Below are 21,674 nucleotides of genomic sequence, written 5' to 3'. Positions count from 1 at the left end.
CTATCTCGGCCGGGCGACGACGAGCAGGTCGTCACCGAGTCGGTCGTAGTGGTCGATGGCCAGGCGGCGCTGCTCGTCGATGTTCGCGACGCCGATGTCGCCAAGGGCGAGGCGACCGCCGCCGAGCAGCGTCGGCGCCAGGTAGACGAGATACTCGTCGACCAGGCCGGCCGCCACGAAGGCGCTGGCAAGCGTGGGTCCACCCTCGATGAAGGCTCGCCTGATGCCGCGCCCGTGCAGGTTGCACAGCACCTCGGCCAGGTCGTGGGTGGTGAAAAACAACGGCAACTGTGGGTGGGAGTGTAGCGCCGCGTCGGCCGGGATACTCCGGGTGCCGATCACGACCGGCACCGGCTGGTCGGGCAGAAGCTGCCCGTCGGCGTCGCGGGCGGTCAGTGCGGGATCGTCGGTGAGCACGGTGCCGGTGCCCACGATGATGGCTCCGGATGCCGCGCGGCGCCGGTGAACGTCGAGCCGGGCCTCGGGTCCGGTGATCCAGCGGCTCGTCCCGTCGGTGGCGGCGGCGCGCCCGTCGAGGCTCGACGCCCACTTCAGCGTCACGAACGGTCGCCCGAGGCGGGCGGCGGTCAGCCAGTCGGCGAGGAACGGTTCGACCTCGTCGGCGAGCACCCCTGCCCGCACGTCGACGCCGGCGTTGCGGAGCCGTTCGGCTCCGCCGGAGGAGTCGACGCCGGGATCGGCGACGGCGTAGACGACCCGGGCGACACCGGCGTCGATCAGGGCGAGGGCACAGGGTCCGGTGCGTCCGGTGTGATTGCAGGGTTCGAGGGTGACCACGGCGGTGGCGCCGCGGTCCGCACCGGGGGCGAGTCGGGCCAGGGCGTCGACTTCGGCGTGGGCGGTGCCGGCACCGCGGTGCCAGCCCTCGGCGAGGACCTCCCCCGACGCGCTCAGGATGACACAGCCGACCCGCGGGTTGAGTCCTGTGGCCGGGCCGTTCGCCGCCAGGGCGAGGGCGCGCCGCATAGTGGCCTCGAGCGCCGTCTGGTCGGTCATTCCGGTCCTGTCCGTTGGTCAACGAACTCCGGGTTTTTCGGTGCGGCGAACACCAAGTGGGTCGCGCAAACGCGAAACCCGCCGACCGACCGGGATGGTCAATCGACTCGTGCGCCTCTCATCCGGACTTTAACCGTCGGTGCTGGAATTTCACCAGCTCAACCATGTCGCTCCAGGAGCGGCACGGGTCGCGGACTTTCACCGCCGGTTCGGACTTACACCGACCCCGGAGCACGTTTCTTATAACTACTACTAGTTATAGCCCAACGCGTCGGCCGCCGAAGAATTCCCGTGCAAGCCGGCGGCCGGCGGGCGGCGTTCAGGACTGCGGATGCGTGGAAAGGATCGGTTGGGGGGCCAGCGGTGGCCAGGTGCCGGCGCCGAGTTCCCGGGAGATGTTCCGGGCCGTCTCGCGCAATCCGTTCAGCACGCTGGAGTCGGGAGGCCATTCGCTCGACGGTACGACAATGGCGACCGCGGCAATGACATTGCCGCGGGTGTCGACCACGGGCGCAGCGATCGACGACTCGCCCAGCACGGCCTCGTCCTCTTCGGTGGCGATGCCGTTGCCCACGATCGCCACGAATTGGATGGCCAGCTGAGCCGGGTCGGTGATCGTGGCTCCGGTGAGACTTCGCAGGGGCCTTCCCAGCAGCCCGGAAGCGTATTCCGGACTGTATGCGAGCAGAACCTTGCCCATCGCCGAGGCGTGGGCAGGGATCGACAGGCCCGTTTCGGGCATCTGCTGGCTGCCGTCAGGTCGCTGGTTGTGGTGGATGATGATGACCTCGTCGAACAATTGCACCCCCAGCCGTGTGGACAGTCCGGTTCTGCGCGCAAGTTCCAGGGTCCAACGCATGGCCCGCGCGCGCACATCAAGCGTGTCGAGGTAGACATTCGAAAGTTTGAGCAGGGCCGGGCCGAGCATGTACCGGTTGCCGCCGGGCTCTTGCGCGACGAGGCCGTGGCCCTGCAGGGATTTGACGATGCCGTGCACGGTCGAGACCGGCAGCGCGAGTTCGGTGGCGAGCTCGGTGATGCCGAGGTGGCGAGCGCCCTGCAACGACGACAGAACTTTCGCCGCACGATCGATGGCTTGAATCACAGCTGCCTCTCCGGTTGATCCTTTCAGTATGCCGCGTCCTCGACGAGTCTTCCTGCACCGTGTTGACATCCACCATCTCTCCGGAGGATATTCGACATTATCGAATTGCGTTCTGTATTTCTTTGAGTCGCGAGGGAGAGTGCCTCGCGGATCCAGCTCGAAAAGTTCAACGGAGAGCAAACATGAAGATAATCCTGGAGGTCTCAACATGAAGAAACTGATCAATTCCCCGGAGACGGTTCTCGCCGATTCCCTCGTCGGCGTCGCGGCCGCTCATCCCGAACTTCGCGTCGACCACGTCAACCGCATCATCTACCGGGCAGACCCGACCAGAGCCGGCAAAGTCGCGCTGCTCTCGGGCGGAGGAACCGGCCACGAGCCGCTCCACGGTGGTTTCGTCGGCGTGGGAATGCTGGATGCGGCCTGCGCCGGGGCGGTCTTCACCTCGCCGACACCCGACCAGATGCTTGAGGCCACGAAAGTCGTGGACAGCGGAGCGGGCGTGCTGCACATCGTCAAGAACTACACGGGCGACGTGATGAATTTCGAAATGGGCGCGGAACTGGCCGCAGCGGAGACCGGGATCGAGGTTGCCGTCGTGGTCGTCAACGACGACGTCGCGGTCGAGGATTCCACGTTCACCGCCGGCCGCCGGGGCGTCGGCACCACGGTTCTGCTCGAGAAGATCGCAGGTGCGGCAGCTGAGGAAGGCCGCGACCTCGCGGCCGTCGCGGCGGTGGCCCGCCAGGTCAATGAGTCCGGCCGTTCCATGGGCGTGGCCCTGAGCAGCTGCACGGTTCCCGCGGCCGGGAAGCCGACCTTCGAACTCGCCGAAGGCGAAATGGAGATCGGCGTGGGCATTCACGGGGAGCCGGGACGCCGCCGCGTGCCACTGGCCGGGGCTGCCGAGATCGCCCGTCTGCTCGTTGAGCCGATCCTCGCCGACCTGGACTTCACCGGCGCCCCGACGATCGTGATGGTGAATGGGTTGGGCGGAACCCCGTTGATCGAGCTCTATGTCATGTATGCCGAAGTCAGGAAGGTCCTCGACGCCGCCGGCATCACGGTTGCCCGCTCACTCGTGGGCAACTACATCACCGCGCTGGACATGGCGGGCTGCTCCGTCACGATCCTCAAGGCCGACGATGACCTGCTTCAGCTGTGGGATGCGCCGGTGAACACCTCCGGACTGCGCTGGGGGATGTAGCCATGACGAATGACACGATCAACCTCGACCAGCTCACCGGCTGGCTCACCCGTTTCCGCGACCTGGTGACCGAGCAGGTCTCGTATCTCACCGAGCTGGACTCGGCCATCGGCGACGCGGATCACGGCTCGAACATGACCCGCGGCATGGGTGCGGTGGTAGAGAAAATCCAGGCCTCACCGGCCGGTACCGTCGACGAACTGTTCAAGGGCGCAGGCATGACCCTGGTGACGTCGGTGGGTGGTGCCAGCGGTCCCCTCTACGGAACCTTCTTCCTGCGGATCGGCACGACGGCAGGACCGGTCGCGAGTCTGGACGCCCCCGGCCTGGCGGCCGCACTCCGTGCGGGGCTGGACGGTGTCGTAGCCCGCGGTAAGGCCGAGGCCGGGGACAAGACCATGTACGACGTCCTCGCTCCCGCGCTCGACGCGTTCGATGCCGCCCTCCTCGCTTCATCCGACATCACCTCGGCGGCCGCTGCCGCCTACTCCGCCGCACAGACGGGGCGGGATGCCACCGAAGCTCTGCTCGCCCGCAAAGGCAGGGCGAGCTATCTGGGGGAGCGCAGCATCGGCCACATCGACCCGGGAGCCGCGTCGACGTCGCTGCTCTTCCAGGCTCTGACCGAGATACTCGGCGAGGAGTAGACCGTGATCGGAATCGTCGTGGTGTCGCACAGCCCCCGTCTCGCGCAGGCGGCAGTGGACCTCGCTGTTGAAATGGTCGGGGCCGACGGCCCGGCCATCGCCATCGCGGCCGGTGCCGGCGATGGCGTGATCGGAACGGATGCGTTCAAGGTCGCCGAGGCCATCGCCGAGGTCTCCTCGCCCGAAGGCGTGCTGGTGATGATGGATCTGGGATCGGCGGTGATGAGCGCCGAAATGGCGCTCGAGTTCTCGGACGACCCCGATGTGCCCGTGCGGCTCAGCAGCGGCCCGTTCGTAGAGGGCCTGATGGCGGCAGTGGTGCGCGCGGCGGGTGGCGCCACCCTCGACGAAGTGGATCGTGAGGCCCGAGGTGCCCTCCGCGCGAAGCAGAGCCACCTGGGCGATGAGGACCCGGCCGGCCCACCGGCCGACTCGGGCCCGGCGGCGGAACACGCGATCGAGGTGACGCTGCTGAATCCTGACGGCCTGCATGCGAGACCGGTTTCGATGCTCGTCACCGCCCTCAGCGTCTTCGAGGCCACGGTCACGGTCGCCAACCTCCGCACCGGCAAGCCCCCGGTGACGGCCAGCAGTCCGACGGCCCTGCTGACCGTCGACGCCCGGAAAGGGGACACGATCTCCGTCGCCGCGGCCGGTCGGCAGGCCGTGGAGGCGCTCGAGGCCGTAAGCGACCTCGTGGGGAAGGGCTTCGGGGAGCTGGGGGCCGACTCCGCTCGCGCGCACGAGCCCGTTCCGTCCCTGTCCCAGCCGCCTGCTCGGTCTTCCAGCGGGGCGCCGTCGAGCGGACCCCTGGGTGTGAGCCCCGGCCTGGCCGTCGGTCCGATCGTGCGCATGCCGGAGAAACCGGATGAACCGGGACCGGCAGCCGCACTCCCGGTGAGCGAGCGAGAGGCGGCCGCGGAACAGATCGTGGCCGCCGCGGCATCCGTAGCCCGGGCCCTGCGGGACAAGGCGTCCCGGGTGTCGGGCGCGGCGCGGGGCATCCTGGAAGCAACGGCGCTGATGGCGGCGGATCCCGGGCTGATCGATGCTGCCGTTTCCCGCGTGACCTTGCAGGGCGACACGCCGGAGCGAGCCGTCTGGGCGGCCGTGGGCGAGGTCGCGGATGTCTTCACGCAGCAGGGTGGGCTCCTCGCGGAACGCATCCCGGACCTGCACGACGTGCGCGACCGCGTCGTGTCCGAGTTGCTCGGCCGACCGGCACCAGGCCTGCCGGATCGCGTGGAGCCGTATGTGCTCGTGGCCCGGGACCTGGCCCCTGCGGACACGGCCCTGATCGACCCCACGGTGTGCCGGGCGATCGTCACCGTCGAAGGCGGCCCCACCTCCCACACCGCCATCCTCGCGCGGGCGCTCGGCCTGCCGGCCGTGGTGGCGGCCCGCGATGCGATGGAGCTGCCCGAGGGAAGCGTGGTGATCGTTGACGGCTCGACCGGTGAGATCGTCGTTGACCCCTCCGGCGACCAGGTGGCGCGAGCCGAGGAACAGCACAGCCGGGTGATCACCTTCGACGGCACGGGACGGACCAGGGACGGACACCGTGTTCAGCTCCTCGCGAACGTGGCGTCGCCTGACAGTGTTGCCGCCGCAATCGAAGCGAACGCCGAGGGTGTCGGCCTCTTCCGCACCGAGTTCTGCTTCCTCGACCACGCCGAAGCTCCGGGACTCGACGAACAGGTCGCCGCGTACCGACAGGTGTTCGCCGGATTCCCGGGGAAGAAGGTCACGATCCGAACGCTGGATGCCGGGGCCGACAAGCCGCTGGCCTTCGTCACGGCGGCCGACGAAGTCAACCCTGCCCTCGGCATCCGGGGGTACCGCACAGCGTGGCAGCGGCCAGAACTGCTGGACACCCAACTGCAGGCCATCGCAGCGGCGGCCGCCGCGGAAAACGCGGTGGTCGGCGTCATGGCTCCCATGATCGCGACCGTCGACGAGTCCGTGGATTTCGCGGCCCGCTGTGCCGCGCACGGCCTGCGCAATGTAGGCGTGATGATCGAGACTCCCGCTGCCGCCATCACAGCGGGCCCCATCCTCGAACGGGTGGACTTCGCAAGTCTGGGGACCAACGACCTCGCCCAGTACACCATGGCGGCCGATCGGCTGATGGGGGAGCTCGCCGTGCTGAACGACCCCTGGCAACCCGCGGTCCTGAGAATGATTCGGGAGGCCTGCGAGGCCGGTCTGGCGGCCGGCAAGCCGGTCGGTGTCTGCGGTGAGGCCGCGGCCGATCCGATGCTCGCCGCCATCCTGGTGGGACTCGGAGCGACCAGCCTGTCGATGTCCCCGCGCGCCCTGGGCGGAGTCGCGGAATTCCTTCGCGGCGTGACGCTGACCCGGTGCCGGGACGCCGCGATTGCCGCGGTCGCCGCCGGTAGCGCGGGCGCTGCCCGGTCCGCTGCCGCGCTTCTGCTGGAGCCGACACCGGCGTAGCTGCCGGCGTCGGGCCCGCCCGGGCATCAGATCTGCACAAATGTGCACCGGGCGGCTTCAGGAATAACAGTGAATGTCCGCTTAATCCTGAATAGCATTCATAAAAACGGCTTCAGGCGCGTGTTTCTGCGTCAGATCCCCGCTCCCAGCCGTTGGCTCGGGTCTGGGCGGACGTGCGAGCAGGGCTCGGCGGGTGCGGTCCCACGGTCGCCCGCGGCACAGCATCCAGATGTGGTGGAATCGGCGGGCGTAGGGTGAAATCTGTGCCCCGGAAGACCGGTTCACCGCCGCCGTCCGACAAAGATGTAGACGCAGTTCGACCAGGAAGAAGGTCCACGATGACCACTCCAATCCGCACAGTCATGAGCCCCGGACGTTACGTCCAAGGCAAGGGAGCGATCGATCGCCTCGGCGAATTCGTATCCCAGATCGGCTCCGCCCCCCTGATCGTCGCTGATGACGTCGTGTGGGGTTTCGCGGGAGAGCAGGTGTCGGCGAGCTTCGCTGCTGCCGGCCTCCGCGTCGAACGAGTCGCATTCGGCCGCTTCGCGACCGCATCCGCTGTCGACGCGCTCGTTGAGAAGATCCGCGCAACCCACGCCGACGTGATCATCGGCGTGGGTGGCGGGAGCACGATCGATTCCGCCAAGGCTGCCGGCTTCCTTGCCGGTATTCGCTGGGTCAGCGTGCCCACGGTGGCGTCGACCGATGCTCCCACCTCCGCACTCTCTGTGATCTACACGGATGAGGGAGAGTTCGTCGAATACCGTTTCTTCCCGCGCAACCCCGACCTCGTGCTCATTGACACCCAGATCGTGGCCAACGCGCCGGTCGAGTTCCTGATTGCCGGAGTCGGCGACGCGCTGGCAACTTGGCTCGAAGCTCGGGCCACGGCGGCTGCTCATGCGACCACGATGGCAGGGGGACTGCCGACCCAGACCGGCACCGCTCTCGCCAAGTTGTCGTGGGACGTCATCTGGGAGAACGCCCTTCCCGCTCTCGACGCCGTGCGTGACAACCTGGTCACTCCGGCACTCGAAAAACTGGTGGAGGCGAACACGCTCCTCTCGGGACTCGGTTTCGAGTCGGGCGGACTGGCCGCCGCCCACGCCATCCACAACGGCCTGACCGCGGCTCCGCAGACCCACGGGCTCACCCATGGTCAGAAGGTGAACATCGGCTCGCTGACCCAGCTGGTACTCGAGGGCGCGCCACGGGCGGAGGTGGAGGACTTCATCGAGTTCACCACTCTCGTCGGATTGCCCACCACGTTGACCGAGATCGGTCTCAGCGTGGACGACGAGAAGGAGCTGAGGGCCATCGCCACGGCGTCGACCCTGCCGGGTGAGACGATCCACAACATGCCGTTCGTGGTCACTGCCGACGACGTTCTCGACGCTCTCAAGTCGATTGAGCGGCTCTCGCGCTCCGTGCGGTTGGCACGCGGCCTTCCTGCCCCCGTCATGTACGTGCAGAAGCACTGACCTGTCGGCCCGCCGGTCGCCATGAACCTTCAATGGCGCCGGCGGGCCTGCGTCTGCTCACTCGCACAGTTCCCGGGCGGTGCTTTCGTCGATGAACAGGTCGGTGATCAGGTTGGCGGCCAGCGCACCGCGGAGACTGTCCACCTTGGACTTGCCCGAGACGACGCAGATGCGCCGGGGGGTGCGGCGCAGCACCGAGAGTTCCGGGCCGGTGCCGCGATCATTGAGCGGGATGCCGTCGGTGGAGCCGTCCACGCGGTAGAAGACCGTCGCGACGTCGCCGACGACCTCGGCGTCGCTGAGCGCCGTGAGCTCGTCATCGTCGAGGTAACCGCCGACATAGACGTGGCTGGGGACGTTGGAGAAGGGCGAACCCACGCTGAAGAGAGCGACGTCCATGTTCCCCTGCATCTCCAAAAGCCTGCGCAGGCCGCGTTCCCGCCAGTATGCCGTGCGTGTGGACGGGTCGTCGAAAAAGGTGGGAACCGGGAACTGTTCCAGGCGGGCGCCGAACGCGTTGCTGAACCGCTGCAGGATCTCGTTGGCGTAGTCGAGCCCGGTGCTGCGCGTGTTGCCGGCCCCGTTCAACTGCACTATCTGCGCATTGTGCGTGCGTTTGGGCGTCACGTGGCGACTGACCGCATTCATCGTCGAGCCCCAGGCGATGCCCATGATCATGTTCGAGTCGAAAAACTCGCCGAGAATTCGTGCAACCGAGAGGGCCACGCGCTCCAGACGGTCGACGTCGCTCGCGTGGTCGGGTACCGGCACAACGTGCGCGGTGACCTTGAAGCGGTCCAGGATCAGTTTCTCCACCCGGCTCGTCGCGTCGAGCGGGGACCGGATCTGGATGTCGACCAACCCGCTGGTTCTGGCCTGGCTGAGCAGGCGGGACACCGAAGAGCGGGACGTGTGCAGCTCCCGCGCGATGGCCTCCATGGTCAGGTCCTGCATGTAATACAGATGGGCGGCAGTGAGAGCGTCACTGGTGCGTTCGGACAGCGACAGATCGTCCGGATGGGTCATTCTGACTCCTTGCACATATGTTCAAACTGCTTGACCGTTTGTGTAGAACCTAGCAGGGTGGACAGTGTCCCCCGCTGCGCAGTGTGCGGTCGAGGGGTCGGCTGTGACAGACCATCACGGTTTCCAACCACAGAGAAGTGAGCGCATCAGTGCTGTCATCACCCGAGTCGTCCTCTGCCCAGCCACGATCCAGTGCCGCCGCCGCCCAGGCCGCCGTGCAGGATCGCCCGCAGGCTCAGGTGCTCATCATCGGTGCCGGCATCAACGGCATCGCCACCTTCCGTGACCTGGCTCTGCAGGGTGTCGATGTCGTCATCGTCGACAAGGGCGACTACGTCTCCGGCGCCTCGTCGGCGTCATCGCACATGATCCACGGCGGCGTGCGCTACCTCGAGAACGGTGAATTCCGTCTGGTCAAGGAGTCGGTCGAGGAACGCAACAGCCTGCTCAAGATCGCCCCCCACTACGTCAAGCCGCTCAAGACGACCATCCCGATCTACTCAACCTTCTCTGGGGTCATGTCCGCGCCGATGCGCTTCCTCACCCACAAGCAGGGCAAGGCTCAGGAGCGCGGAGCCCTGCTGATCAAGATCGGCATGATGCTCTACGATTCCTTCTCGCGCGACGGCGGCAACGTGCCCCGGCACGAGTTCCTCGGCCGGAAGGCGTCACTCAAGCTGCTGTCGAAGATCAACCCCGGCCTCAAGTACACGGCCACCTACTACGACGCCTCCATGCACGACCCGGAGCGGCTCGCACTCGACGTGCTCGCCGACGGCCTGGCCGCCGGAACCCACGCGCGCAGCGCCAACTACATCGAGGCAGTCGGAATGGATGACGCTGGCGTGCGCCTGCGCAACGCCGTCACCGGAGCCGAGTTCACCTTCGTGGCCGACATCGTGGTCAACACGTCCGGACCCTGGACCGACCTCACGAACACGGCCCTCGGCCAGGCGAGCACCTACATGGGCGGCACCAAGGGGTCACACATCGTGCTCGACAACCCGGAGCTGCTCGCCGCCACCGGTGGCCGGGAGATCTTCTTTGAGCACAAAGACGGCCGTATCGTGCTGATCTACCCGCTCGCGGGCCGCGTCCTGGTGGGCACGACCGACCTCGAGCACGACATGACCCAACCGGCTCGCTGCACCGAGGCCGAGGTCGACTACTTCTTCGAACTGGTCAATCACGTCTTTCCGACGGTGGCCGTTGACCGGTCCCAGATCGTCTTCCGGTTCGCCGGTGTGCGCCCGCTGCCCCGCCACGACGACGAAGCCCCCGGATTCGTCTCCCGCGACTATCGCATCGAGTCCCGCCCGCTGGGTGCCCGGCCCGGCACCCTGCTCAGCCTGGTCGGCGGCAAGTGGACCACCTTCCGCGCCCTGGCCGAGCACCTGAGTGGGGACATCCTGACCCTGCTCGGCCTTTCGCGCACCGTCTCGACGGTCGGTCTCGCGATCGGTGGCGGCCGTGACTTCCCGGCGACGGATGCCGCGCGCCGGGTCTGGGTCGACGCGAACAGTGGCGAGGTAGGCGCCGATCGTGCCGACGTGCTCCTGACCCGCTATGGAACCCGCGCCGCCGAGGTGATCTCCTGGCTCACCGCCGAACCCGACGCGGCACTCGAGCAGCACCCTGGGTACACCCGGCGCGAGATCGAACTCATCGCGTCTACGGAATCGGTCGTTCACCTGATCGACCTGTTGCTGCGGCGCACCAGCATCGCCTTCCGCGGCGAGGTGACCCGTCCGCTGCTCGCCGAGTTGGCCCGGGTGCTCGCACCCGTCCTTGGCTGGGATGCCGCCCGCAGCGCGCACGAGGTCGACACCGCGGCGAACACGCTGCGCGACCTGTACGGCGTGCAGCTGGACCCGGCGGAAGCGTCGGCTCTGCCGGCCGTCTAGCTCTACTCGGGGCTGCCCCGTATCCCTCCGGTCTGCCCTCCGCCGGGCGCGGAGGATAAAATTTTCGTTTCATTCGTTCCTTCAATTCACTGATCACAAAGGATGTCAACGTGGACAATCTCGGTATCGTCTTCCTCTCGGAGCTGGTGGGCACCGCCCTCCTCGTCTTACTCGGCTGCGGCGTTGTCGCCAACGTCGCCCTAACCAAGAACAAGGGTTTCGGGGGTGGATTCCTCATGGTCACGATCGGCTGGGGCCTTGCGGTCTTCGCCGGGGTGATCGTCGCCTACAACTCCGGTGCGCACCTGAACCCGGCCGTGACCCTGGGGCTCGTGGCTTCCGATGCCTCCGAGTTCGGCTCGGGCGTTCCGGTCAACGTCGCGTCCGTTGCGGCGTACATCGCGGCCCAGATACTCGGTGCCATCCTGGGTGCCACCTTTGTCTGGCTCGCGTACAAGCAGCACTTCGACCAGGAACCGGATCCTGCCAGCAAGCTCGGTGTGTTCGCCACTGGCCCTGCCATCCGTTCATACGGCTGGAACCTGGTCACCGAGATCATCGGCACGTTCGTGCTCGTCTTCGTCGTCATCGCCTTCGGCGCCGGCCGCCAGGGCGAGAACGGCGGTCTGGCTGCCCTCGGCGCCCTGCCGGTGGCCCTGCTCGTGATCGTGATCGGTACTTCGCTGGGCGGACCGACCGGCTACGCGATCAACCCCGCCCGTGACCTCGGACCGCGCATTGCGCACTTCCTGCTGCCGATCAAGGGCAAGAGCTCCTCCGACTGGGCCTACTCGTGGGTGCCCGTCGTCGGCCCGGTCATCGGTGGATTGCTGGCGGGGTGGAGCTCAGCGTTCCTGCTGCCGATCCTGGCCTAGCCGCCGGGCAGCATCCTTCTCTTCTCTTCTCTTCTTTTTTCCAATCTCGAATTACCTTGATCCCGGCAGTGACAAAGGAGTTAACAATGGCAAAGTACGTCATCTCAATCGACCAGGGCACGACCAGTTCGCGTGCGATCATCTTCGACAAGGCCGGGTCGATCATCTCGACCGGGCAGCTCGAGCACGAGCAGATCTTCCCGCGGGCCGGCTGGGTCGAGCACGACCCGATGGAGATCTGGAACAACACCCGTGAGGTCATCGGTTCGGCTCTGGCCAAGGCCAACCTGACCCGCCACGACATCGCCGCCGTGGGCATCACCAACCAGCGCGAGACAGCCGTCGTCTGGGACCGCCGCACCGGCATCCCCGTCTACAACGCCATCGTCTGGCAGGACACGCGCACTCAGCCGATCGTCGACCGCCTCGCCGCCGACGGTGGCGTCGACCGGTTCAAGGCCACCGTCGGCCTGCCGCTGGCGACGTATTTCTCCGGCACGAAGATCGTCTGGATCCTCGAGAACGTCGAGGGGGCTCGGGAGAAGGCCGAGGCCGGCGACCTCATGTTCGGCACCACCGACACCTGGGTGCTGTGGAACCTTACCGGAGGCCTCGAGGACGGCGTGCACGCGACCGACGTCACCAACGCCAGCCGCACCATGTTCATGGACCTGAAAACCCTGCAATGGGACGACGAGATCCTCGCGGCGTTCAACGTGCCGCGGTCGATGCTGCCCGAGATCCGCTCCTCCTCCGAGGTCTACGGCGTCGCCAGCGGTCACAGCCTGCTGCGCGAGACCCCGATCAGCGGCATCCTCGGCGACCAGCAGGCCGCGACGTTCGGCCAGGCCGCCTTCGACCAGGGTGAGGCCAAGAACACCTACGGCACCGGTAACTTCCTGATCTTCAATACCGGCACCGAGATCATCCACTCCAAGAACGGCTTGCTCACCACGGTCGGCTACAAGCTCGGCGAGGGCGAGACGCACTACGCCCTGGAGGGCTCCATCGCAGTCACCGGCTCCCTTGTGCAGTGGCTGCGGGACAACCTGGGCATCATCCACACGGCCGAAGAGATCGAGTCGCTGGCTCTGTCGGTCGAGGACAACGGCGGCGCCTACTTCGTGCCGGCCTTTTCCGGACTGTTCGCCCCGTACTGGCGTGCGGATGCCCGTGGCGCCCTGGTCGGCCTCACCCGCTACGTGAACAAGGGCCACATCGCCCGGGCCGCGCTTGAGGCGATCGCTTACCAGAGCCGCGAGGTTCTGGACGCGGTCAACGCCGACTCCGGCGTGCCGCTCACGGAACTCAAGGTGGATGGTGGGGCCTCGGCCAATGACCTGCTGATGCAGTTCCAGGCCGACATCCTGGGTGTGTCCGTCGTTCGTCCGGTGGTGGCGGAGACGACCGCCCTGGGTGCCGCCTACGCGGCCGGCCTGGCGGTCGGCTTCTGGAACGACCTCGACGAGCTGCGGTCAAACTGGCAGGAAGACGCCCGCTGGGAGCCGAGCATGGACGTCGCCGAGCGCGACCGCCTGCTGCGCAACTGGAAGAAGGCCATCACCAAGTCCCTCGACTGGGTCGACGCCGACGTCGTCTAGCCGCGCTGCCGCGCTGCCGCGCTGCCGCGCTGCCGCGCTGCACCACCCTCACCCCCGAAACCCGGCGGCCAGTCCCGGCCGCCGGGTTTCGGCATCCGTGCCGGTCTGTGTGGCTAACTCAGGAGATTCAACGTGGGCGGTGCCAACGGATGCCGGACCAGTGCGGTTTCTCCCTCGAGGCGAAGACAATTCTCCTGAATTAGCCACGGGCTGGCGGTGACACCTGGGTCCTCCACAGCACAGCTCGACCTGAGCAGTCCACTGGCTTGAGGCCTTCGTCGCAGCACGGGCCGGCGCTGTCCACACTTTCAACATGACTTGGGCAGAATACTTCCGCTCCAACAATGTGCAGATCGCGGAGACCGGGGCGCTGAACGCAGCCGGCGCTGATTGGCGTGCGCTGAGGGCGGCCGTGGAAACTGGATATCTGGTGCGCGCACGTCGCGGGCACTATGCGCTCCCCGACACGGATATGCACATCCTCGAGGCGGTACGCCTGGGTGGGCGACTCGCTTGTGTTTCCGCGGTGGCGAATGCCGGAATCTTCGTCCTGGACAGCGCTTTCGCGCACATCCACCTCGACCCAACCGCATCCCGGCTGCGGGCGCCGCACGACCGTTTCCAGCAGCTCACTTCCCAGAACCGCGACGGTGTGGAACTCCACTGGGGTCAATTGCTCGACCCCCGCGGCGGGACCGAGTTCCGCATCGGGCTGGCCGATGCCCTGGTTCAGGGCTTCCGGTGCCAGGAATCGAGCTTCGCGATCGCCTCTCTTGAGAATGCCCTGCACCAGAAGCTGCTTGCGGCTCACGCCGTAGCCCAGGTCTTCGCAGCGCTGCCCGCCGAGTTCCAGCGCCTGCGCCCGCTCATCGACTCACGTAGCGAATCCGGCCAGGAGAGCGTGCTTCGTCTCGTGTTTCTCGGAGCAGGCTTCCACGTAGAGATCCAGGTCGAGATCGGCGGCGTCGGTCGCGTCGACATGATCGTGGAAGGGCGCATCGTGGTGGAGGCGGACAGTCGACAGTTCCACGAAGGCTGGGAGGCCCAAGCGCGGGACCGCACCCGCGATTGCGACCTCGCGATGCTGGGCTATCTGAGCCTGCGAGTGCTGTACCGGGACATCATCCACAACCCCGAGCGAGTCATCGCCGCTGTTATCGGTCTGTTGGCGGCGACTAGCCGCTACCGCACTTTCATCCTCTAGCCGAACTCGTTCCCGGCTCTCGGGATCACCGACCCGGTGGCCCGCCGCCAGTTTGGCCCGACGTCCCCTGCGGTCGAGCCTTGCGGTCGAGCCCTGCTCGAGTGGCTAACTCAGGAGATCTGCCGAACCCCAGCATCAGCCCCGCGAGTTGCCGGGGCAAAAAGTTTCAGCGCTGACGGATGTCCTGAGTTAGCCACGTAGGAACTGAACCACACCCGCTCGGAATCCCGTGTGGCCGCGGCCGTGGTCCTGGAGCGCGGTTTTGAGGGCAGTCGGGTTGTGAGACCACCCGCGTTGAAATAGCGGTCCAAGTATGCGTGGCCAACTCAGGAGATCTGCGGAAGCGCTGCATCCGTTCCGCGAGTTTCCGGGGCGAAATTGCACGGATGTGACGGATCTCCTGAGTTCGCCACGGAGGGAAGGGACGAGGGAGTCGGTGGGTGCCGGACGCAGGGGGGAGTGGCCGCCGCAACTCGGCGCGTACGAATTGGGGCGGGACTAGTAGGCGCGGGAGGCGCGGGAGGCGCGGGAGGCGCCCAGGGCGGCGACCAGGGAGGCCAGCCCGGTGATCCGGATGACGCCTAGCCGGGCGGCCTCGGCCGTGTCGGGGCCGGCCGGCGCCTCGGTGCGGTCCAACCACACCCCGGTCAGGCCGGCGGCCGCGGCTCCCATCGCGTCGGTGCGGAGCCGGTCGCCCACGTAGACGGTCTGCTCCGGCGCCGCCCCGAACACCGCGCAGGCGTGGCGGAAGATGCGGGGATCCGGCTTGGCGAAGCCCAGATCACCGGATGCGATCACATGCTCCAATCGCGTGTCCAGCCCGGTGTCGGCCAGCTTGTGGCCCTGGGGGGTCGACTCCCCGTTGGTGATCAAGCCGATACGCACGCCGGGGAAGGCGGTGGCCAGGGCGTCGAGGCAGGGGAGTGCATCCGGGTGGAGCCGCCAGCTCGCCCGGTAGTGCACGAAATACACGTCGAACCAGGCACTCGCGGCCGGCCCGGACAGAATGACGCCATGCGCCGCCGCGAAATCGCGGGCCCGCGCCTGCCGCTGGCCGGCGAAGTCCAGACTGCCGGCAAGATAGGCGTGGTAGTGCCGCTCCTCGAGGTCGTCCCAGAGTGCCGACGCCGCTCTGCGGTCGGCGTGGGCGTAGGTGCCGCCGAGGGCCCCTAGATGGGCACGAATGCCGTCGGTGACGGCTCCGCGATGGGCGAACAGCGTGTCATCGAGGTCGAAGAGAACTGCGGCGGGAATCGGCATCCGTTATCAGGCAACCCCGGCAACCCAGGCAACCCCGGCACCCCCGGCAACCCGGGCACCCCCGGCAACCCGGGCACCCCCGGCAACCCCGGCCAATCCGATGTACCCGACAAAACCTGACACGGCGACGGCGACGGGTGGCACTCTAGCGGCGGGGCAGCAGGCCGACGCGGTCGTAGGCACGGGCCAGCGTCTCGTTGGCCACCCCCGCGGCCCGGTCGGCGTTCTGAGCGAGGAGGCGGTCGAGTTCGGCGGGGTCGTCGAGCAGTTCGAGCACGCGCGCCCGGATCGGTCCGAATGTGCCGGTGACCACCTCGGCGAGGCCCTTCTTCAGATCGCCGTAGCCCTTGCCTGCGTACTCGTCCTCGAGCGACTGGATGCTGCGCGAAGCGAGCACCGAGTAGATGGTCAGCAGGTTGGCCACGCCGGGCTTGTTGTCGCGGTCGAAGACCACGCCGCCCTCGGCATCCGTGACGGCGCGCATGATCTTCTTGGCCGTTACCGCCGGCTCGTCGAGCAACCAGATCACGCCGGCGTGCGACTCCGCCGACTTCGACATCTTCGAGGTCGGGTTCTGCAGGTCGTAGATCTTGGCGGTCTCCTTGACGATGGCGACCTCCGGCACGGTGAACGTCTGCCCGAACCGGGCGTTGAAGCGCGCAGCCAGATCCCGAGTCAGTTCGACGTGCTGGCGCTGGTCCTCGCCGACCGGCACGATCTCGGTGTCGTACAGCAGGATGTCCGCGGCCATCAGCATCGGGTAGGCGAACAGTCCCACGGTCGTCGCGTCCGAGCCCTGCCGGGCGGACTTGTCCTTGAACTGAGTCATCCGGCTGGCCTCACCGAACCCGGTGATGGTGTTCAGCACCCAGGCGAGCTGGGCGTGGGCGGCGACATGCGACTGCACGTAGAGCGTCGACGCCGACGGGTCGATGCCGCTCGCGATGTACTGGGCGGCAGTGCGGCGGGTGTTCTCGCGCAGCTTCACCGGGTCCTGCGCCACCGTCAGAGCGTGCAGGTCGACGATGGAGAAGTACGCGTCGTGGGTCTGCTGCAGCGCCTTCCAGTTCAGGAGGGCGCCGATGTAGTTGCCGATCTGCAGGGAATCGGCGCTCGGCTGCATGCCCGAGTAGAGGCGGGGCTTGTTCATGGGATCAGATCTTTTCGTGGCGTGTGGCCGCCGGGGAACCGGCGGCGCGAACTGGTGGGAGGTCAGATGGCGTAGTCCACGACCACGGGCGTGTGGTCGGACCAACGCTGGTCGTAGGCGGTCGCGCGGTCAACTGCGTAGTCGGTGACGGATGCCGCGAGCGCCGGCGTCGCCAGCTGGTAGTCGATCCGCCAGCCGGTGTCATTGTCGAAGGCTTGCCCGCGCCACGACCACCAGGTGAACGGTCCGTCCACTTCGCCGGCCCATTTGCGTCCCACGTCAACCCAGCCGAGGCCGGCCCCGGCGTTGTAGTCGGGCTCGTCTTCGGCGCCGACGATGCGGTCGAAGTAGGCGCGCTCCTCCGGCAGGAACCCGGCGCGCTTCACGTTGCCGCGCCAGTTCTTGATGTCGAGCGTGCGGTGGCCGACGTTCAGGTCGCCGAGCACGACGGCCCGGTCGCTGTGCGCGGCGAGTTCGGGCAGGCGCTCGAGCATGGCATCGAGGAACTTGTACTTCTCGACCTGCTTCGGGGTGTCCACCGTGCCGGAGTGCACATAGGTGCTGACGACCGTGATCAACGTGCCGTTGACTTCATAGTCGGCTTCGAGCCAGCGGCCGGCGCTGTCGAATTCGGTGGGGCCAAGTTCCACCCGGTGAATGCTCGCGGTCGACCGGCTGGCCAGGGCGACTCCGGCACGACCCTTGGCGGTGGCGGCGTCGTGCAGGATGCTCCACTCCGGCCCGAGCAGGCCCTCGAGGTCCTCCGTCGACGCACGCACCTCCTGGATGGCAAGGATATCCACGTCACGATCGGCGAGCCACTCGCCCATGCCCTTGCGGTACGCGGCTCGCACGCCGTTCACGTTGATGCTGGCGATCCGCAGGCGCGTGGTGGCGGAGGCGACGGACGAGACAGGGGCGGATGCGGCAGTCGAGTCGGAAGGCATTCCCCAACTCTACTTTGGGTCTAGCCGGGACCGTCGGCGTCGATGGCCGCGGCCCGCTTCTCAGCGGCGCGCAGGCGGCGCGCGGTCAGCAGCCGCTGGGGCCAGGTCGCGGCGTCGTGCGCCAGACGGGCGTCGCGCAGCTCGGCCCTCACGACCACCTGGAAGGCCTCTTCTTCCCGAAGACGCTTCTCAATGGCGACCTCGTCGGCGCTGATCTGTCGCGGGGAGAGCCCGGCGTCGTCCATGCCGACGGCGATCCAGGATGCTGCGAGCAATGTGAGCGTGCTGGTCAGGTTGAACCAGATCAGAAGCCCGATGATCACCGCGAATGCGGCGAGCAGCGGGTTCCGGCCGGCGCCGGCGAGCAGCGTGCTGCCGAGGATCTTGAGCACGCCGAGCCCCGCAGCGCCCAGAACGGAGCCGGTGATCAGCTGGCGGAAGGGGATCCGCACCCGCGAGAGCACCCGGAACAGGGCCGCGAGGGTGACCGTGTCGATCACGAGTACGAGGATCAGACCGAGCGTGCGGGCGGCGGTGTTGAACCAGAATGAGTCCCGGGACACCCCGAACAGGCCGAACAGCGCCCCGAGCGCCTCGGTGCTCGCGATCGAAATCAGGGCCGAAACGACCAGCACGACCGCGAACAGCAGGCCGAGGCCCAGTTCCCGCAGCTTGACCAAGAGAATGAAGGTCTTGTCGGGCGGCATCCGGAAGATGGTGCGCACTGCGAGCGCCGTCGTCGAGAGCCAGCCGAGCACGGTCGCGAGCAAGCCGACCAGCGCGATGACTCCGGACCAGCCGAAGACTCGGGCACTGGCGAGCACGCTCGGGTCGATCACGCCCTCCTCGCCGATCAGCCCCGGGACCGACTGGTTGATGAAGGAGTAGAGCGTGAACTCGAGGTCGGGGTTCGACGTGATCCACAGCCCGGCGATGGAGAAGGTCAGCCAGAGGGCAGCGAACGTCGCGAAGATGGCCTGATAGGACATGCCACCGGCGAGGATGCTTCCGCCGCTGTCCCCGAACCGGGTGAGGACCCGCACGGGACGAGAGCGCATGATGCGGGCAACGAGGGTCTTGGTCCGGTCGACTACGGCAGGAGTGTTCACCTAGCCAGCCTAGGCGGCAGCCGGGCGGGCGAGTATGCACAAGGCCGGTCTTCCCGGGCGATTCGCCCCGGGAAGACCGGCCTTGAGAGCTCGTGCGGCTATGCGGTGCCGCGCAGCATGGCCTGCTTGACCTCGGAGATGGCCTGCGTGACCTGGATCCCGCGGGGGCACGCCTCGGTGCAGTTGAAGGTGGTGCGGCAACGCCACACGCCTTCCTTGTCGTTCAGGATGTCGAGGCGCACGGCGGCATTGTCGTCGCGCGAGTCGAAGATGAACCGGTGCGCGTTGACGATTGCAGCCGGACCGAAGTACTGTCCGTCGGTCCAGAACACCGGGCAGCTCGACGTGCACGCGGCGCAGAGGATGCACTTGGTGGTGTCGTCGAAGCGCTCACGCTGGGCGACGGTCTGGATGCGTTCCTTGCCGTCGGTGGGCGCGTTGTTGGCCACCAGGAACGGCTGCACGGCACGGAACGATTCGAAGAACGGCTCCATGTCCACGATCAGGTCTTTCTCCAACGGCAGACCCTTGATCGCCTCGACGTACACCGGCTTGGTGATGTCGAGGTCCTTGATCAGAGTCTTGCAGGCCAGGCGGTTGCGGCCGTTGATGCGCATCGCATCCGAGCCGCAGATGCCGTGCGCGCAGGAACGGCGGAAGCTCAGACTGCCGTCCTGCTCCCACTTGATCTTGTGCAGGGCGTCGAGCACGCGGTCCGTCGGGTACATCTGCACGTCGTAGTCGTCCCAGTGCGGTTCGTCGTCGACTTCCGGGTTGTACCGGCGGATGATCAGGGTCACCGTGAAGGACTGAATCTCCTCCGGCACGACGGCCGCGCCCATTGTTGCGGTGCTCAACTCAGTACTTCCTTTCCATCGGCTGGTAGCGCGTGATGGTGACTGGCTTCCAGTCGAGCGCAATGTGATCGGCGGCGTCGGCGGAGAGCGGGTCGCCGGTCAGGTATGCCATGGTGTGCACGAGGTAGTTCTCGTCGTCGCGCAGGGGGAAATCGTCGCGCATATGCCCGCCGCGGCTTTCCTTACGGTTGCGGGCGGAGTAAACGACGACCTCGGCCAAATCGAGCAGGAAGCCGAGTTCGACGGCCTCGAGCAGGTCGGTGTTGAACCGGCGGCCCTTGTCCTGCACACCGATGTTCTTGTACCGCTCGCGCAGCCCGTGGATCACGTTGGTGACATCGGAGAGCGACTCGTCGGTGCGGAACACCTGTGCCTTGGCGTCCATCGTCTCCTGCAACTCCTTGCGGAGAACGGCGATGCGTTCGGTGCCGGTGCTGGTGCGGATGCCCTCCAGCAGTTCGCGCACACCCTGGGCCGGGTCGGCCGGCAGCGGTGTGAACTCGGCGGTCTTGACGTAGGCGACGGCGTTGTTGCCGGCGCGCTTGCCGAAGACGTTGATGTCCAGCAGCGAGTTGGTGCCGAGCCGGTTGGAGCCGTGCACGGATACGCAGGCGCATTCACCGGCCGCGTAGAGGCCGGGCACCACGGTCGTGTTGTTGCGCAGCACCTCCGCGTTCACGTTGGTGGGGATGCCGCCCATCGCGTAGTGCGCGGTGGGCATGACCGGCACCGGTTCGGTGACCGGGTCGACGCCCAGGTAGGTGCGGGCGAACTCGGTGATGTCGGGAAGCTTGGTCTCGAGCACCTCGGCACCGAGGTGGGTGCAATCGAGGTACAGGTAGTCCTTGTTCGGACCGGCGCCGCGACCCTCCGCGACCTCCTTGACCATGCACCGGGCGATGATGTCACGCGGCGCGAGGTCCTTGATGGTGGGCGCGTAGCGCTCCATGAATCGTTCGCCGGCCGCGTTGCGCAGGATGGCTCCCTCGCCGCGGGCACCTTCGGTGAGCAGGATGCCCAGGCCCGCCAGCCCGGTCGGGTGGAACTGGAAGAACTCCATGTCCTCGAGCGGCAGGCCCTTGCGCCACACGATGCCCACGCCGTCGCCGGTGAGGGTGTGTGCGTTCGAGGTGGTCTTGTAGATCTTGCCGAAGCCACCGGTGGCGAAGATGAACGCCTTCGCCTGGAAGACGTGCAGTTCGCCGGAGGACAGGTCGTAGGCGACGACGGCCGACGGCTGGTCGACTCCGTCGACCGGGGTCATGACCAGGTCGAGCACGTAGAACTCGTTGAAGAAGTTGATGCCGCGTTTGACGCAGTTCTGGTACAGCGTCTGCAGGATCATGTGGCCGGTGCGGTCGGCGGCGTAGCAGGCCCGGCGAACGGGTGCCTTGCCGTGGTCGCTGGTGTGGCCGCCGAACCGGCGCTGGTCGATCTTGCCCTCGGGTGTGCGGTTGAAGGGCAGGCCCATGTTCTCGAGGTCGATGACGGCGTCGATGGCTTCTTTCGCGAGGATCTCGGCCGCGTCCTGGTCCACCAGGTAGTCGCCGCCCTTGACCGTGTCGAAAGTGTGCCACTCCCAGTTGTCTTCCTCGACGTTGGCGAGGGCCGCGGCCATCCCGCCCTGCGCGGCACCGGTGTGCGAGCGCGTGGGGTAGAGCTTGGAGATCACGGCGGTGCTCGCGCCGGAGCCGGCTTCGATGGCGGCACGCATGCCGGCACCACCGGCTCCCACGATGACGATGTCGAACTGGTGGTAGTGCACACCGTCGACGACGGTGGACTCGGAGGGCGCGGTTGAAGCATCCGTTGACATATGTGTGTTTG

17 protein-coding genes and 1 riboswitch are annotated in these 21,674 nt (G+C 67.1%); of the genes, 8 read left to right on the top strand and 9 right to left on the bottom strand.

Annotated features, from left to right (window positions below; translation table 11 throughout):
* Together ribD and E3O65_RS05040 are read right to left on the bottom strand one after the other, a co-directional pair.
* On the bottom strand, window positions 1-1,017 hold the full coding sequence (gene ribD, locus E3O65_RS05045) for a bifunctional diaminohydroxyphosphoribosylaminopyrimidine deaminase/5-amino-6-(5-phosphoribosylamino)uracil reductase RibD (protein WP_134362652.1): 1,017 nt from the start codon (window positions 1,015-1,017) through the stop codon (window positions 1-3).
* A gap of 106 nt (window positions 1,018-1,123) precedes the next feature.
* Window positions 1,124-1,255: riboswitch (FMN riboswitch) on the bottom strand.
* An 81-nt stretch (window positions 1,256-1,336) separates the two neighbouring features.
* The gene (locus E3O65_RS05040) at window positions 1,337-2,122 is read right to left on the bottom strand and encodes an IclR family transcriptional regulator (RefSeq protein ID WP_134362651.1); all 786 of its coding nucleotides are present in this window, start codon (window positions 2,120-2,122) and stop codon (window positions 1,337-1,339) included.
* Window positions 2,123-2,330: 208 nt separating this feature from the next.
* On the opposite strand from E3O65_RS05040, the gene dhaK reads away from it, so the two are divergent.
* The 4 genes from dhaK to E3O65_RS05020 all read left to right on the top strand — a co-directional run bounded on the left by dhaK (window position 2,331) and on the right by E3O65_RS05020 (window position 7,914).
* The gene (dhaK, locus tag E3O65_RS05035; RefSeq protein ID WP_134362650.1) at window positions 2,331-3,329 is read left to right on the top strand and encodes a dihydroxyacetone kinase subunit DhaK; all 999 of its coding nucleotides are present in this window, start codon (window positions 2,331-2,333) and stop codon (window positions 3,327-3,329) included.
* Window positions 3,330-3,331: 2 nt separating this feature from the next.
* On the top strand, window positions 3,332-3,976 hold the full coding sequence (gene dhaL / locus E3O65_RS05030; RefSeq protein ID WP_134362649.1) for a dihydroxyacetone kinase subunit DhaL: 645 nt from the start codon (window positions 3,332-3,334) through the stop codon (window positions 3,974-3,976).
* Window positions 3,977-3,979: 3 nt separating this feature from the next.
* Window positions 3,980-6,430 carry a phosphoenolpyruvate--protein phosphotransferase gene (gene ptsP / locus E3O65_RS05025; RefSeq protein WP_134362648.1) on the top strand — a complete coding sequence of 817 codons (2,451 nt, stop codon included), beginning with the start codon at window positions 3,980-3,982 and terminating at the stop codon, window positions 6,428-6,430.
* Between the two features lie 338 nt (window positions 6,431-6,768).
* Complete coding sequence (locus E3O65_RS05020; RefSeq protein WP_134362647.1) at window positions 6,769-7,914, top strand: glycerol dehydrogenase; 1,146 nt, start codon at window positions 6,769-6,771, stop codon at window positions 7,912-7,914.
* A gap of 57 nt (window positions 7,915-7,971) precedes the next feature.
* Here E3O65_RS05020 and E3O65_RS05015 read toward each other — a convergent pair whose 3' ends face one another.
* Entirely contained in the window at window positions 7,972-8,940 is a 969-nt protein-coding gene (locus E3O65_RS05015) for a sugar-binding transcriptional regulator (RefSeq protein WP_134362646.1), read from the bottom strand.
* A gap of 137 nt (window positions 8,941-9,077) precedes the next feature.
* Here E3O65_RS05015 and E3O65_RS05010 point away from each other — a divergent pair, with 137 nt between their 5' ends.
* From E3O65_RS05010 to E3O65_RS04995, 4 genes are all read left to right on the top strand, one after another.
* Window positions 9,078-10,844, top strand: a complete 1,767-nt coding sequence (locus E3O65_RS05010) for a glycerol-3-phosphate dehydrogenase/oxidase (RefSeq protein ID WP_422386403.1) — start codon at window positions 9,078-9,080, stop codon at window positions 10,842-10,844.
* Between the two features lie 110 nt (window positions 10,845-10,954).
* Window positions 10,955-11,719 carry an MIP/aquaporin family protein gene (locus E3O65_RS05005; protein WP_134362645.1) on the top strand — a complete coding sequence of 255 codons (765 nt, stop codon included), beginning with the start codon at window positions 10,955-10,957 and terminating at the stop codon, window positions 11,717-11,719.
* Window positions 11,720-11,805: 86 nt separating this feature from the next.
* Window positions 11,806-13,320 (top strand): glycerol kinase GlpK, encoded by a 1,515-nt coding sequence (gene glpK, locus E3O65_RS05000; RefSeq protein WP_134362644.1) that lies wholly within the window; start codon window positions 11,806-11,808, stop codon window positions 13,318-13,320.
* Between the two features lie 313 nt (window positions 13,321-13,633).
* Window positions 13,634-14,524, top strand: a complete 891-nt coding sequence (locus E3O65_RS04995; protein WP_134362643.1) for a DUF559 domain-containing protein — start codon at window positions 13,634-13,636, stop codon at window positions 14,522-14,524.
* Between the two features lie 498 nt (window positions 14,525-15,022).
* Here E3O65_RS04995 and E3O65_RS04990 read toward each other — a convergent pair whose 3' ends face one another.
* From E3O65_RS04990 to sdhA, 6 genes are all read right to left on the bottom strand, one after another.
* On the bottom strand, window positions 15,023-15,784 hold the full coding sequence (locus tag E3O65_RS04990) for an HAD family hydrolase (protein ID WP_134362642.1): 762 nt from the start codon (window positions 15,782-15,784) through the stop codon (window positions 15,023-15,025).
* A 145-nt stretch (window positions 15,785-15,929) separates the two neighbouring features.
* Complete coding sequence (gene trpS, locus E3O65_RS04985; RefSeq protein WP_134362641.1) at window positions 15,930-16,934, bottom strand: tryptophan--tRNA ligase; 1,005 nt, start codon at window positions 16,932-16,934, stop codon at window positions 15,930-15,932.
* 62 nt (window positions 16,935-16,996) lie between these two features.
* Window positions 16,997-17,881: an exodeoxyribonuclease III gene (locus tag E3O65_RS04980; protein WP_134362640.1), complete on the bottom strand. Its 885-nt coding sequence runs from the start codon at window positions 17,879-17,881 to the stop codon at window positions 16,997-16,999.
* Between the two features lie 20 nt (window positions 17,882-17,901).
* A complete protein-coding gene (locus E3O65_RS04975; RefSeq protein WP_134362639.1) occupies window positions 17,902-18,990 on the bottom strand; it encodes a YihY/virulence factor BrkB family protein in 1,089 nt (362 codons plus the stop codon).
* Between the two features lie 98 nt (window positions 18,991-19,088).
* Window positions 19,089-19,832 (bottom strand): succinate dehydrogenase iron-sulfur subunit, encoded by a 744-nt coding sequence (locus E3O65_RS04970; protein ID WP_134362750.1) that lies wholly within the window; start codon window positions 19,830-19,832, stop codon window positions 19,089-19,091.
* Between the two features lie 16 nt (window positions 19,833-19,848).
* A complete protein-coding gene (sdhA, locus tag E3O65_RS04965) occupies window positions 19,849-21,663 on the bottom strand; it encodes a succinate dehydrogenase flavoprotein subunit (protein ID WP_134362638.1) in 1,815 nt (604 codons plus the stop codon).
* Window positions 21,664-21,674 lie beyond the last annotated feature (11 nt).

Origin of the sequence: Cryobacterium breve (genome assembly GCF_004402375.1) — a bacterium.
Classification (GTDB): Bacteria; Actinomycetota; Actinomycetes; order Actinomycetales; family Microbacteriaceae; genus Cryobacterium; species Cryobacterium breve.
Note: the sequence above shows the minus strand (reverse complement) of the source record. Positions and strands in the feature narration are given on the sequence as shown.